The sequence below is a fragment of the Chryseobacterium sp. WG23 genome (assembly GCF_024586575.1).
GTDB lineage: Bacteria > Bacteroidota > Bacteroidia > Flavobacteriales > Weeksellaceae > Chryseobacterium.
In genome coordinates, this window is record NZ_JALCZE010000002.1 from 368,366 (window position 1) to 383,496 (window position 15,131).

Consider the following 15,131-nt stretch of genomic DNA (forward strand, 5'->3'; position numbering starts at 1 on the left):
CTTTGTGAATATTCCTAGTTTAAAAAAATACCGGCCGCAATGCTATTAGATGAGATCCAAAGTGAAACTTTTATCCTTCATATAAGACATCAAAGGAAAACTTATACCGCTACCAACAACATCTCGGATTTTCATGCATACCGATATTATCTATGTGAAAATATTTACTTATGCAAGAAGACGATTTAAGAGGACTCGCAAAAATAATGGCATTTATGCGCGCAGTCAGCATCCTGTTGGTTCTAATGAATTTTTATTGGTTTTGCTATTCATTTTTTCATGGGAAAGGATGGACGCTGGAGGTGATTGAAAAAATACTTCAGAATTTTCAAAAGACCTCCGGTCTATTCAATAATTCTTTTAACAGTAAGCTATTCGCACTGATTTTATTAGCATTGAGCTGCTTAGGTACTAAAGGTGTTAAAAATGAAAAAATTAAATGGCAAAATATAAATATGTACCTTATTATCGGTTCTATCCTCTACTTACTAAATTTTCCACTACTTCAATTTTCAAGTACATTATACATGTTGACAACCTCCGCAGGATTCATATTGCTGATGGTTGCGGGATTATGGATGAGCAGGCTCCTAAGGAACAGGTTAATGGATGACCCATTCAATACGGAAAATGAAAGTTTTATGCAGGAGACACGTCTAATTGAGAACGAATATTCCGTTAACCTACCTACAAAGTTTTACTACAAAGGGAAATGGAATGACGGTTGGATCTCTGTTGTAAACGTTTTTAGGGCCTCCATCGTTCTTGGTACCCCCGGGGGTTGCCGGGCTATTTTTAATTAAGTAGCCCGGCAACCCCTGACAAAAATGGATCAGGTAAATCATATGCTGTTATAAACAATTATATCAAACAGCATATTGAAAAAGGTTTCGCGATGTACATCTATGACTTCAAGTTCGACGATCTTTCAGTCATCGCTTATAACCATCTTTTAAAACATTCCAATCAATACAAAATAAAGCCACAATTCTATGTAATCAACTTTGATGATCCACGCAAAAGTCACCGTTGCAACCCCCTCAGCCCAAAATTCATGACGGATATATCAGATGCTTACGAATCTGCTTACACTATTATGTTGAACCTCAATAAGTCGTGGATTCAGAAAAGTGGGGATTTTTTCGTGGAATCGCCAATTATATTACTTGCAGCAATTATTTGGTATCTGAAAGTCTATGAAAATGGTAAATATTGTACATTCCCCCACGCAATTGAACTGCTGAACAAAAAATATGCTGATCTCTTCACAATCCTTACCAGTTATCCCGAACTTGAAAATTACTTAAGCCCTTTTTTAGACGCTTGGGAAGGAGGTGCGCAAGACCAGCTTCAAGGTCAAATAGCATCCGCTAAGATTCCGCTTTCAAGGATGATTTCCCCGCAGCTCTATTATGTAATGACCGGAGACGACTTCTCTCTTGACATAAATAATCCCGCTGAACCTAAGATTTTATGCGTTGGAAATAATCCTGACCGCCAAAATATTTACTCAGCCGCTCTGGGCCTATATAATTCACGAATTGTAAAAATGATAAATAAAAAAGGAAAATTGAAAAGTTCGGTGATTATTGATGAGCTACCAACCATATACTTTAGAGGACTAGATAACCTTATTGCAACAGCGCGAAGTAACAAAGTAGCGGTATGCCTAGGTTTTCAAGATTTCTCACAACTCATCAGAGATTATGGCGACAAAGAAGCCAAAGTAATCCAGAACACTGTAGGGAACATTTTCTCCGGACAAGTTGTTGGAGAAACCGCAAAAAATCTTGCTGAAAGATTCGGGAAAATAGTACAAAAAAGGCAGTCCATCAGTATCAATAGAAATGACACAAGTTCCTCTATTTCTACACAGCTTGATAGCTTGATTCCAGCATCTAAGATTTCAACTCTATCACAAGGAATGTTTGTTGGAGCTGTCGCTGACAATTTTGGTGAGAAAATAGAACAGAAGATATTCCATGCACAGATTGTTGTTGATACCGAGAAAGTTGCAAACGAAACGAAGAATTATAAACCTATTCCCCAGATTCGATCTTTCTTATCCGATTCCGGTGAAGATATTATGGAACTGGAAATTAACGAAAATTATAAGAAGATTAAACAGGATGTGACAACCATAATTGAAAAAGAAATGTCACGTATACAGAACGATCCTGATCTCGCCCATTTGATCCGACAGGACTGATTACAAAAAAAGAAAAAAGTCAAAAAACATACAACTATGCTCGAACTACCAATCTCCGATATAACATTACCCTAACCCTGCTGATGGAAATTAAATTTAATGGTATCGAGGTTGGTTTTGGATTTTGTGTAAATCATCAAAATATTAATAAAAATTCGAGTAAATATGGATTCACCAACAATTAAACAACCTAACATCCACACCCTATATCATGGTACCAACATTGATTTTAATGAATTTTCCCTTGAGTATCTGGGACAAAATACTCAGCAGGAAAATTGTCACCGAGGTATACATTTTATAAAAGAGATCGGTATGGCCCAACTTTTCGGTGACAAGGTGTTAGAGTGCCACGTTAACTTAAAAAAACCGCTGAATTTAGACAAGGTATTCAATGCTGCAGATCAAGCTCCTGACATTGTGAATATTATATTTGAAGAAAATATATCCGATCCCGAGGAAGCTCTGGAATTTATTAATGAGGAGATTGGACTGGGAGAATACATGGAATTCATGGAAGCGTTTAACTCAGAAGATACGCAAAATTTGTTTAAAGAACGTGGTTATGATCATATCATATCAGGATTCGCTAGGGATAAGGTTGAATATTGTATTTTTGACCCTTCTACAATTACCATTACTAACAAAAATATTATGTCCAATTTTCCGCAGAGCGCATACCTTTCTGTGCTTCCGGCAAATAGTCGCCAGATAGAAAACATTCATAAAGCCCTGCATTCAAAAGACCAACGAGAGTTAAATTTACTTTGCAAGCAACTGCATAAAAGTCTTGCAAGTATTCCCAATAAAATTGATGGGTATGAAATAGATAATCTGAAAAAGCTGCATATACTGGCAGGAAAAGATTATACACATCATTTACTGTCCTATTCCATTAACAAAGGAAAACTATATAGGGAGCTACCAGGTGTATTAGTTGGAAAATCCCCCGTATTAAAGCTGTCAACAGATAAAATTAAATCGCTAGGAATGAGAATCAGATAACTATTTCGCAAAGACTAATCAGCACCTATGTGATGATTCATGCTGTTGGAGTTTAGAATCAAGTGTTATCAATTACAACCTATGTCTCATATTTACTTTATCATTGGAAGGCTTTTCTATGATCTGATCATTCTTTTCATCAACAACATTGTTTTTACTCTCGTCAAGAGAAATCTGGATACATCTTTCTACCGCCGCAAGCTCGGTTTTCAGCAAGGAAAGCAGCTTTTCCTTGTTCCAGGTTCCATTCACAATATCATTTAATACAAGTTGGTCATCTTTTAGTTGCTTGAGCTTTTTATCCTCTTCCTCAATAAGACCCGGAAGTTTCTGCAAGGCGTTAATAAAATTTGAACTCGCCCGCTCAGGATCATTTGCCATGATACCATTATTATGAGTATACTTGATATTCCCCTCACCGCAAACAAAAAATCTGTTATCCCTTTCAAGGAGGCCGGAACTATCCTTCTGTGTCATTTCAGTTTTTACAAGTAGCCGAAAACCATATAGAGATCCTATTTCCTCATAATCTCCACCGGTCCTTGAAAAAGCGGAAAGTTTATTGAGCTTAGCACCAATTTCCTTAATGTCTGCATCTTTTGATAAACCATCCAAAACAATCGGATTTAAAATACTCCCATCTTTTGCCCTTTGGAGACGCTTTTGAAAATTGTTCCAGTCTGCACCCAATCTTTCCAATCTGAAAGTCCTTGTTTCAACCTCTTCTAGTAAGCTTTCCAGTTTTGAGGAAGAGCTCCACTTCGACCGTAAAAAAGCATGTTTCTCACTTTCCAGTGCAGAAATCTTCTTTTCAATCTTTGCCTTTTCCAATAGATCGGTATTACCCGAAAGTAATGCCACATATTCGGAAAAGTTCATCCCAGAAACTTCGTCCATACCTCCTTCATCAAGCGTTCTAACAGTTATCGTACTGCTCTTCAATTGGCCTATAAAACGTTGTTTATTTGCTAAAGTATTGAATTTGTAAGCATCCAGGGATTTTTCAACTGCATAAATGAAGACATCGACCTTGTTTCCTGCAAAAAATTTAGCAATCTCGTTACCCTTTCGTACGGCACGACCATCCCGTTGTTCAAGATCAGAAGGGCGCCAAGGAATGTCCAGATGATGCACAGCAACTGCCCGTTTTTGTGCATTCACTCCTGTTCCAAGCATTTCTGTTGATCCAAAAAGAACCCTGATCTTACCTTCATTGGTAGCTTTTATCAGTTCCTTACGTTGATCTTCAGTCTTTGCTTCCTGAATAAAACGAATCTGATCACCTGGAATATCATGATCTTCGACAAGTTTTCGCTTAATCTCACTATAAATATTCCACTCACCAGGTTTAAATGTGCCCAAGTCTGAGAAGACAAATTGCGTTCCTTTTTGTGCATTAAAATCTTTATAATATTTTGCGATATTGGCTGCACATACCGACGCTTTGTTACCTGGATCGTCATCATATCTTGGAGAGATAAGTCTCATATCCAAGGACATTTTTCTTGCATAATCGGTTGCAATCAGCATCTTGGCTTTCTGCTCTGTCGGCGTAAGAGGCGCTCGACCAAGTAATTCAGCGTTACCGCTTTTTGCAAATTCCATCAACTTTTTGATGAAAATTTCCTGATCTGGTGTCGGAGGAATATGGTAAAGAACTTCGTTTTTTTCGGGGCGGTCAATTCCAATGTCAGCGGCAGTTCGATAATCGGTAATTTCTGTATAGAATTGTGATAGCTCTGGAACTTTGATAAAATGCCTGAACCGCTCCTTTTGAACGATATTATTAGCAACAGAGAATTCATAATCAATAGATTTCCGGGCATAAATTGCCGCCCAAGCGTCGAAACAGTTTATCCCTTGACGCTCAAGTGCTTTCGGTCGTAAATATTTAAAGAGACAATATAACTCTGTCAACGAGTTAGAAATTGTTGTTCCCGAAAGAAAGGTGGCGCCGAGATCTTTCCCACTCCGCTCCTGAATTGTCCGAATCGCAAAAAGAAGATTGAGCGCTTTTTGGCTTCCCTGTACGTTTCCAAGTCCTGCAACCCGCTCATGACGTGTATTGAACATAAGATTTTTGAATTTATGGCTTTCATCAACAAACAGGTGGTCAATACCCATCATTTTAAAATCAACTATATCATCCTTCCGATTTTCAATATCATGTTCTAGTGTCTTCAATTTTACATTTAAGTTCTTCTTCCTAATTTCCACACCTTTAAGCATTGCACCAGAGACATCTTTTCCCTGATTGCGCATTGCATCAAGATTCTGTTCAACCGACAAAAGTTCTGCTTGTAAGATCTCTTTTTGTAATTCAGGTGACTGCGGAATCATTCCAAACTGATCATGAGTGAGGATAATGCAGTCCCAGTCATTATTCTTGATGTCGCCAAAGATCTTAAGCCTTTTCTGTGGTGTGAAATCTTTCTTACCCGGGTATAAAATTTTCGCAAATGGGTAAGCTTTTCTATAGGTTTCAGCAATTTCGTGGACATTAGCTTTTAAGGCAATGATCATTGGCTTATGAACCAATGCCAGCCTTTTCATTTCCTGAGCACACGCACACATAATAAGCGTCTTTCCTCCTCCAACCTCATGGTCACAAATTCCTCCATTGTTGCTTTTCAACATGTAGATGGCATCTTTCTGACTGTCATATAGATCCTCTATTTCAACAGCACGTCGGTCAAGTCCCGGAAATGTTTGGTGACCACCGTCATAATGGGGTCTTACATGGCAATTAAAGAGCTCATTATAGCGCTCGGTAAGCTTAGCCTTGAAATCATCATTCTGCCTGTAGAGCCAGTCCGTAAATTCATTCCGGATCTCATCAATTTTTCCATTGGCTACCTGAATCGCATCCATATCTTTGACCTTTATTGCTGTGCCGTCCGCCAAGTAATCTGTTTTTGTGATGTCAGGTGTTGTATTCACCAATGCATGCCGAAGTAGGTTCAAGCCGTCGAATGTCCTGCTCTCAGATTTTATAGCATATTTCTCAGTAATTTTTATATTGCTAGATTTAGCATTTACCGAAAAATCATCACTGCTTTCCGAATAGTAGATCTTAACATCCGCATCAAAAAGATAGCTTGCAAAACTGTTGTAGATATCAGAACCGATCCAACGTTCGCCCAGATTAAAATCCAGCTCATCAAATTTTATCGGATCTGGCCTGACCTTTTCAAGGGCTTCCAGGCTTTCTTGAGCCTCTCCATCATCAGGATGAGTGGCAAGGTATTCTCCTACTTGTCTAGCCTTTACAATTACATTTCCAGCCAGGAACTTTTGAGAAACCTCCATGTTGCCGGAGAGTGGATTATAAAAAATCTGGCCCTTTAAGTTATCTCGTAGTTCACTTTCAGCAATACCACTAATCTGTGTCATATAGGATAAATCGACCTTACCTGACTGATTTAGTGAGGCAGACAAAGCCTCTGAAGCGCTGCTTACGATAATTTCCCTCGTTGAGAAGCTTACGGGATGGTTAAAAATGTCGGACTTATGGATCACACCTCCAACAGCTCGCTCCAAATACGGAACGTCATTGCCTGAAGCATCCATCTTGATGAATTTAATGTTGTCCGCAGCGTTTAAATTTCCAAACCGGTCAACAAAATCATCATAAGTATTATTCAGTAGAGTCCTGTTTTCTTTATCCTCCTGCTGGTTATTTGCTTCAAAATCATATAACACATGGTAACAATCCCGTAGCTTGATGTAGCTTTCTACACGCTTCTTGTCTCTAATCGATAAGTTGATAGGTTGAAAGAAATAAGATCCGTCACGGCGGTTTAATTTCAGCTGTCCTGCCCTGCCATCAGCTATAACTAAAGTATTATCTCGATAAAATGCTTTTCTTTGGCCCTCAAATACCTCAGGTTCTTTTTTATGAACCTTTTCATCGGGAATTTCATGGAATAATGAAGGAAATTCAACGTTTTTCTTTACAGCACTAGAAGATTGCTTATGAGGTTTTCTATTAACGTCATTTTCTATTAATTCACGATTCAGTTTCTCACTATTGTCCACTGAACCAATTTCATTGAAATCAAAAAAAGAAAGCTGCTTTGCATTAATAGCCTTATTTTGTACAGTTTTTCCGTTCTTCCTTTTGGTCTTTTTAACCGACATTTCATTGATTGCCTGCCCGGAAAAGAGACTGAGCTGTGTGGCTTTTTCCTGACCGATTGCTTGAACTTGTTTTTTTTCTGTTTGTATAGCAACCGGTCTTAATACAATTCTATTGGAATTAGCACCTACTTTAAATTGTTCAAACAATTCAATGTTGAAATACTGCTTGAAATCATCTGAGAGCCTTTTATACAGATCTTCAGAAATTGCTTCAATACCACCCTCATGAATATGTATTGTCGTTGGCTTTCCGTATTGATCTGTTTCCTGAAATGATCGTGTGGCAATGATATGATTAGGATTGTGAAATAGTAGGTTACAATTTTCCTTTATACCCATAAAATCAAGGGTTCGAATAGAAAAGGAACGCGATCGGGTGTTCTTTTGTAAAACAATTAGGTCGGTTCCCACGGATGTTCCACTTTCTTCGAATAGATTATTGGGTAAACGTAGTGCCGAAATTAGTTGGTGCTCCTGCATTAGCGCCTCTCGGATCAAGTAGTTGGACGGGCTATTGAGAATTCCCTGTGTTGTTATAAATGCAAGCAGCCCACCTTCCCTAAGCTTGTCTGTAGCCTTTAAAAAGAAATAATTGTGGATGCTCTGCGCAGCAAATTTTCGGGCTTGATCTTTTCCTCTGGAATAAGTTAGATCGTAAATGGCAGTGGTTCCAAAAGGAATGTTTCCTATTATAAGATCGTATCCGGAATCCTCTGCCTCGATGTTTTCAAAGCTATCAATACGAATATCCATATTAGAACCATGCAGACTTTGCAGGATCTTCCCGGTTAATATATCCTGTTCATAAGCCGTTATACAGATATCTTTGAGATCCTTAAACGGTGCTATAAATGCGCCTACGCCTGCAGAAGGCTCCAGCATGGTACTGATGGTTATTCCTGTTTCTCTGATAACATTTGCAATACTCTTGGTAACTGCCTTGGGTGTGTAAAATGCATCAAGGATAGAACCTTTAATTTTAGATATATACTCCTGGTAGATGGCTTCATTTTCTGAATTATCCTTAATGAGCATGAACAATTCCTGTGTCATGGGAAAGTATGGCATATCAGAAGCCTTCCATCGGTTGATGTGCTCCGGTAGGCCAACTGGATTTAATATAAACTTTAATCCACCGAATCCTGAAAAATTACTCATTAATAGTTTTTCATCCTCAGTAGCATCCCGCCCATCTTTTTCAAGGTTGAAGATTGTCCTGATTGCATCAATATTATGCCGTAAATGGTGCTTCTTATCGAATCCCATTTTGCTCAATCCATATAGCGATGAAACCAGTTAATTCAGTGTACAACAGATCATAATCGGTCGTATACGCGAAGTCATCAGTCAGCTCATATTGGCCGAAAATCTCATCACATAAAGACAGAACCTTTAACGCAAAATCCCTGAAATCAAGCTCATCAAATACATCAGGAAACTCATAGGTCAGTACTTCAAATAAGGAGTCAAACTTTGAAAAATGCAATCCCTCATAAAGGATATAATCTGCGATCTCATTGCATTTATTAATATGATTACCTGATCGAAATGCACCTTCATAGGCATTAGCTGCCCATCTTGCACGTTGCTGGATAAATTTAGTGTCTCCTAATCGTTCTGGAAAACTCGCCTCTATATGCTCTTGAAGCTTTAGTTGGTAGTAGGAAAAATCCTTTTGTTCTTTTTTCATGTGTCAAAAATTTACTTGTCATGTAAACCTAGCCACAGCGCACCTTTAAAAGCCTTTTGGTGGGTATTCTTACCTAAAATGTCCGCTGTTTTCCTAATTGAAAAATGCGGCAAAAAAAGAAGCCTGAAATCACCGTGGATCTCAGGCTTCGCACCAAATCACATCATGAAAACTATCTGAACCTTCTTTTCTTTTTCTGCTCAAACTCAAAGGAAGTAACACCCTCTTGCGACAACAAAATATAGGCATCAAACGGTTTTCCGCTACGGCCTACCATCTTTCTGATTAGTGGGGTTCGCTTCTTCGTAAGCAATGCTTCTATATCTTTATATGTCAGCTGTACTTCACACACCTTCCGAAAAAGCTTCCACTCGCAATCAATACTGCTACATTTAATTAACTTCTCACGTATATATACCTTATTGCCGCATAGTGGACAGCATAGATCCTGTTGTCCAACCTGTCCACTTTTCACTATTAGAAGTTCCTTGGTAATCTCTTTTGTTAGTGTTTCAAGTTCAATATGAAATTCCGTGGCAACCATTTCATTATTCTGGATCTTTTCAAATGCGAGCTCCCATTGCGCGGTCATTGCCACATCAGCGATCTTCTTATTCGCTACTATCTGATAAACAAGAAGCCCTTTTTCGGTCGGAATGATTGATTTCTTCTCCCGACGGATATAATCCCTTGCGAACAATGTTTCAATAACAGAAGCTCGCGTAGCCGGTGTGCCTATTCCTACACTTTTAAGAACCTTTTTCTCTTCAATATTCTCGATGCTGTTCCCGGCATTCTCCATTGCTGATAGAAGTTCAGCCTCAGTAAACAATGCTGGTGGCTTGGTCTTCTTGGACAGTAGCTTTGCATCTGTTACTTGCAAATGAGTACCCTTCCCAAGTTCTGGTAGGTCAAGGATAACTTCGTCTTCTTCATCATTAAAATTTCCGTTGATCAGCTTCCAGCCCGGAGAAATAATCTTTATTGCTTTAATTGCAAAATTATAATGGAGGATCTCTAACGTTGCTGAGGTAATTTCCCGGTGGCAGGCTGGTGAAATGGCTTCAAGAAGACGGCAGGCGATCATATCATATAATGCATTTTCATGAGCGTCCAATATGGTCGGTATATGCTCTGTTATTAATATTCCATGATGATCAGTTACTTTAACATCATTGACAATATGTTTGTTATACCTTTCCCATTTAACCTTTTCAACCTTTTCCCTGAAGATGCTTGAAGCTCCTAAAGCAATAATCAGATTTGGAATCTCGCTCCATACGTCTTCGGGAATATACTTCGATCCTGTCCGGGGATAGCTTATGAATTTCTTTTCATATAAACTCTGCGCTATTTCAAGTGTTTTTTCCGCTGAAAAACCCAACTTCTTGTTAGCTTCTTTTTGGAGGCCCGTTAGATCAAAAAGCAATGGTGCCTGCAATGAACTGGATTTCTTTTCAACTTCCACAATATTTACAATTCCAGCACGCTCAATCGATCTTATTGCAGATTCTACTTTGGTTTGCTCTTCCCATTTATCAACTGATAAACTCTTGAAAATAATGCCTTCTTTTTGATGCGCAAGCTCAATCTGGAAATAATTTTTTATTTCGAACGATTTATGATCTAAATATCTCTTACAGATAAGGGATAAAGTAGGTGTTTGAACCCGTCCCAAAGAATATAATCCATCCCCTACACTGATCGTCAATGCTTGGGTCGCATTGATACCTACCAGCCAATCAGCTTGTGACCGTTCACGTCCTGCATAATATAGACCATCAAAGTCAGCTCCATCCCTTAAATTATTTAAACCACTAATAATGGCTTTCTCCGTCAAGCTGCTGATCCAAAGCCGCTCAAATGGTTTTTGGCATCCTAGATATTCATAGATGTATCTGAAGATTACTTCGCCTTCCCTTCCTGCATCGGTAGCAACAATAATGCTATTGCACTTTTCAAAAACTCGCCCAATTATTTCCAGTTGCCGCTTCGAACCTTCATCAAAAACATATCCCCTAGAAGCCTTTACTTTTCTACAGGTCAGTATAAATTTATCAGGAATTATGGGTAGGGATTCCCTGTTGAATCCCTTAATCCCATAATCTTCCGGCATTCCCAGCCCGACAAGATGACCAAAAGCCCACGTAACAATAAAATCATCTCCAACAAAATATCCGTCCTTTCTTTCCGTAGCACCTACTATTCTTGCCAGTTCATACGCTACCGAGGGTTTTTCAGCTAAGATTGCTTTCATCACGAATTACTTTAATGTAGTTTTGGCCTTCTGGATGGAGTCTTTCTTTCCGGCGCATTTTTCGTTGCACTAATTCCCGCTGCTTGTTTTGAAGCCTCCTTTTGTACCAGAGCCTGCTGCTGTTTCTTATCTCCGTTGCCTAACACCTGCTCCAGCTGATTTTCCAAATTGGGTTTTTGAAATGAAAAATCAACTTTACCTTTTTCTTCATTATAAAAAGCATAACCGGAATATAACCTGTTCTGATCCTTATTGACCAGATCTTCCAGATAAACTGCTTTACCCTCTTTTAATAACTCCTGTTCTTTCTCGGATAGCTGTCGGTCCCTAAAGATGGGCGGAATTACCCTTGTTAACTGTTGTTCATTATTTAGCCCATCTTTACCACCAGCAAATACAATTTTTCGGTCGTCTGCACTGAACTGCAACATTTGATTAAACAGTTCGCCTGTTTTTGTATTCACCATCCCTTCAACAAGTATCGGCTTTCCCTCCATAAGGTCTTGTTTCTGTTCCTTATTTAATTTCACTCCACCAAATTTATCATTGATTTTAATCCATTCCACTGGATATGAAACTGGCTCTTTGGTGTACTTGTCCAAACTGATCAATGATTTCACTGAAATACCCTGTGAATTCCTCAATTCTACCGTCCGTCCCATATTACCAGTGTTCATCAGGTTCTCTTTATCTTCCCTGGTAAATCTGTGTCCATAGAAAGGAGATTCTAACGGAGCTTTATGTCTTATACCGTGTGTCAAAATAACGATTTTATTATCGACCTGTCTTAATGACAAACGCGCATCTCCTTTTAAAGCCAACCCTTCAAAGTTCCCCTCGATCTTAAATATCGTATCTGATTTGTAACCTTTTAACAATTTATCCAATTGTCCATTTTTCTCTAACAAATCCCTGTTCAAACCAAATTTGTGCGCTGTATTCCAGTCTATGTCATCAGCATTATACCGATAATTAGGTTTGGTATCTTCCCTACCATTTCCCCGATTAAATTCCTGTTTCGTTTCCATGTCTTGCTTTTTTTGTTTATCGTCATGTTTTACTTCCAATGCATCAAGAAGCTTGTTTCCTTCCGGGGTGGGATTATCAAGAGCAGCCTGTAATTTCTTTGCCACCGCTTCCAGATCAACGTCCGCAATTTTAAAGAACTTGTATCCTGTGGGATCATTCAGTTTTCGCCAGAAATTGGAAAAGAAATTGCTGAAAATATCGCTTTTATCTATACGCATAAAGTCCAGCAAATTTTTCTGTTTAGGCTCACCGGTTTGAAGTTTTCCCTCCTGATCAATGCCTTTTACAGCTTCTATCCTATTCTTAACCTTGTCAAGAACCAATAGGATATCGGATAGCGGCTCTAGGGCTTTGGCTACCTTTTCGTCAGTTTTTGATTGTTCATTCATAATATAAATGTTTAAGATGTTTCGAATGTAGAGCGGAAACAGTTGCATCTTTTTACTATTTCCTTCTGCAACCTATTTTTGCCTATACTTTCCGCCATGATAGCTATCCCTTATGAATTGCTGCACATCACTACTTTTGTAATAAATCTTACCACTGATCGTGAAAAATTTTATTCTGCCGATTGTGCGGTAACGCTGCAGACAGCGGTAAGTAATTTTTAGCATTTGAAGAACATCTTGATTATCGAGCAGTTCTTCACCGTCAATACTCAATCTCTTTTTGTCCCGGATTTCAAGATCCCCAGCGAGAATGTCAAATCTCTTCATGATACGATCCATCCATGCGAGGAATTCAACTCGATCTATATTCATAGCATTTACATTTGATTTACATTACCAAAATTGACCTTGATTTTCCATCAAATCGTACAAGGCTATAGCAAGGTCATACCAAGAGAAACAAATCTTTTTTTCGCTTTTTTTTAAGTATTTAGAATAATTGCCATTGGTATTCCATGACTACTGTCTTGGTACGTACAGAAGGTCATCTCCCGGCTAATGCAAGAATTAATTTTAAGTAAGCTAACTGGCAGCAATATTTTGGCAAAAAAAAACAGGTTATCGATTTGATTACCTGTCCTGTAAAAGTAACTCGCTGGATAACTCAAAGTTCTTTATCCATATATTGTTCTAAGGAGTTTTTAAGAAAAAGTAGATAACTCGTTTTTTCTCCTGCCCTGAACTTCATCTGATGGAAGGCATGATGAATATCTCCAAGGTTAACTTCAAAAAGATCCTCAAATAGCTTGCTCAATTTTCGCAAACCCGTTCTTCCATTAGATACGCTACCTGCCGCATGCAAGGCATAAATAAGTTCAATTAATGCATTCTTCGAATCCGTCCAGGAAAAACTGCCACTTTCAGAAGTAGAAGAAACACCAGTATAATTTGTATCTTTCTGATTAATTATCGACAAGAAATGTGAACAAAGGTGGTCCATTGCTATGATTTGAGCGACTTTATAGTCGTAATACGTGGAAAATTCTAAATCAACTTCAAAGAAGAAACTGTCTACACCATCGAAGAAATTGATATTCCCCAGTCTAAAATAAGAAAGATCCTTGTCGCTTCTCCCAGAACGATAATACCAGTAAAAATCTGAACTCTCCAGATGCTTTTTATACTCTTTATTTAAAAGCTTGATCTGGTCGCTATAATAAGCTTGTATCAGTTCATACCGTTCCGGGTTGATAACTTCCAAACGGACAAGCCTATTATAATAAATAAGTTTTCCCAAAATCTCTGGTTTGATAGTTTTAAAAAAAGCTATCTCTTCATCAACTGTGGCAAAACCGCTCGTAGCTATTTGTCTTTTAAGATCGCTCAATAATTTACGAAGAAAAGAGACCATATGATAGGCTTCTTCAATGGTGCTTTTCGATTTATGTCGTACATTCTTTTCCTCATGTTTGACTGATAATAGAATATTCTTATATAATTGTTTCATGGTGACTTTTTTAAAGTGATAACCCCCACACAGTCGTTTTCCCTTTAAATTATATCTCTCCACGTTGAGATATAAAATTAAATATACAATATATTTTTTTTCTAAAAATCAATAGAATAGGCCGTTTATTATTCGACGCCACTAAATCAGAATTCGTACGGATGTGCACAAAATGTGCATTTCCATGAAATATGTTTGCTCATTACCAAATTACTCTTTCTCAATAAAACAAAGATTATACTTTAAAATAGTGTGATAAATAGAATAATTAAATAATAGTTCTCTTATAATAGTTAAATTAACAACTTAATATTTGACATTAGTAAGGTCTTATTGCTGCTTATCAACTTACATTCCAAGGTTTCTTTCCTTTTCAAAATCTATTCCTATTTTTTTCACACTAACCAATGAATAAATTGACATATTTTTTTGTTGGTTTTATGGTTACCCGTAATTCATCTTTTTTTTATTTTTTTATCTTGGTGCTATGAAAATTCAATTACCAGGTTCTGATGCTATCAAGGCTCTCATCAGGGCAAAAGAAGATAATGATTGTATATTTATAACAGGATTTTTCTATAAATATGACGTCAAAATCAATGATTTAAGCATTGACATTGAACCGAAGGAAAACTTCGAGTACAATCCAACAGACATCTTCCATTTGGCATGGTATGTAAAAGAATACATTTAATTAAATCGCCCATTAAACAAAGTTTAAAGGGCGATTTAACAATATTTACAAAGGTTATGTTTAATTAATTCCACTTTCATCAAGATATTTTAGGATTCCTACAACAGGATACAAATAATATAATGTATTTAAAAAGTGGTATATATTATTTGCTGCGTTCTGAAAACAGCAGGTTTTATTTTCCAAATATGCAACTTTGCATTTAAAGAAC

8 protein-coding genes and 1 pseudogene are annotated in these 15,131 nt (G+C 37.7%); 3 read left to right on the forward strand and 6 right to left on the reverse strand.

Features of this window, described 5'->3' with window-relative positions; genetic code table 11:
* Positions 1–170 precede the first annotated feature (170 nt).
* Both mobC and MP477_RS04425 read left to right on the forward strand, forming a co-directional pair.
* Positions 171–2,209 (forward strand): annotated as a pseudogene (gene mobC, locus MP477_RS04420) (conjugal transfer protein MobC).
* Positions 2,210–2,374: 165 nt separating this feature from the next.
* On the forward strand, positions 2,375–3,214 hold the full coding sequence (locus MP477_RS04425; protein ID WP_257189311.1) for a hypothetical protein: 840 nt from the start codon (positions 2,375–2,377) through the stop codon (positions 3,212–3,214).
* A 72-nt stretch (positions 3,215–3,286) separates the two neighbouring features.
* Here MP477_RS04425 and MP477_RS04430 read toward each other — a convergent pair whose 3' ends face one another.
* The 6 genes from MP477_RS04430 to MP477_RS04455 form a co-directional block, all read right to left on the reverse strand.
* Complete coding sequence (locus tag MP477_RS04430; RefSeq protein WP_257189312.1) at positions 3,287–8,620, reverse strand: N-6 DNA methylase; 5,334 nt, start codon at positions 8,618–8,620, stop codon at positions 3,287–3,289.
* Positions 8,607–9,044: a DUF1896 domain-containing protein gene (locus MP477_RS04435; protein ID WP_257189313.1), complete on the reverse strand. Its 438-nt coding sequence runs from the start codon at positions 9,042–9,044 to the stop codon at positions 8,607–8,609. Before MP477_RS04435 ends, MP477_RS04430 begins: the two co-directional genes overlap by 14 nt.
* Positions 9,045–9,216: 172 nt before the next feature.
* Positions 9,217–11,301 (reverse strand): type IA DNA topoisomerase, encoded by a 2,085-nt coding sequence (locus MP477_RS04440; RefSeq protein ID WP_257189314.1) that lies wholly within the window; start codon positions 11,299–11,301, stop codon positions 9,217–9,219.
* Between the two features lie 11 nt (positions 11,302–11,312).
* On the reverse strand, positions 11,313–12,719 hold the full coding sequence (locus MP477_RS04445; protein ID WP_257189315.1) for a DUF3945 domain-containing protein: 1,407 nt from the start codon (positions 12,717–12,719) through the stop codon (positions 11,313–11,315).
* Positions 12,720–12,791: 72 nt separating this feature from the next.
* Positions 12,792–13,091, reverse strand: coding sequence for a helix-turn-helix domain-containing protein (locus MP477_RS04450; protein ID WP_062648270.1), 300 nt, complete (start codon positions 13,089–13,091; stop codon positions 12,792–12,794).
* A 292-nt stretch (positions 13,092–13,383) separates the two neighbouring features.
* Positions 13,384–14,226: an RteC domain-containing protein gene (locus tag MP477_RS04455; RefSeq protein WP_257189316.1), complete on the reverse strand. Its 843-nt coding sequence runs from the start codon at positions 14,224–14,226 to the stop codon at positions 13,384–13,386.
* 487 nt (positions 14,227–14,713) lie between these two features.
* Between MP477_RS04455 and MP477_RS04460 the strand changes: the two genes are divergently transcribed.
* Positions 14,714–14,920: a hypothetical protein gene (locus MP477_RS04460; protein ID WP_257189317.1), complete on the forward strand. Its 207-nt coding sequence runs from the start codon at positions 14,714–14,716 to the stop codon at positions 14,918–14,920.
* Positions 14,921–15,131 lie beyond the last annotated feature (211 nt).

Coding starts and splice junctions, on each gene's coding strand:
- MP477_RS04455 (WP_257189316.1), bottom strand. CDS start 14,226: ATGAAACAATTATATAAGAATATTCTATTATCAGTCAAACATGAGGAA.
- MP477_RS04440 (WP_257189314.1), bottom strand. CDS start 11,301: ATGAAAGCAATCTTAGCTGAAAAACCCTCGGTAGCGTATGAACTGGCA.
- MP477_RS04450 (WP_062648270.1), bottom strand. CDS start 13,091: ATGAATATAGATCGAGTTGAATTCCTCGCATGGATGGATCGTATCATG.
- MP477_RS04460 (WP_257189317.1), top strand. CDS start 14,714: ATGAAAATTCAATTACCAGGTTCTGATGCTATCAAGGCTCTCATCAGG.
- MP477_RS04435 (WP_257189313.1), bottom strand. CDS start 9,044: ATGAAAAAAGAACAAAAGGATTTTTCCTACTACCAACTAAAGCTTCAA.
- MP477_RS04430 (WP_257189312.1), bottom strand. CDS start 8,620: ATGGGATTCGATAAGAAGCACCATTTACGGCATAATATTGATGCAATC.
- MP477_RS04445 (WP_257189315.1), bottom strand. CDS start 12,719: ATGAATGAACAATCAAAAACTGACGAAAAGGTAGCCAAAGCCCTAGAG.
- MP477_RS04425 (WP_257189311.1), top strand. CDS start 2,375: ATGGATTCACCAACAATTAAACAACCTAACATCCACACCCTATATCAT.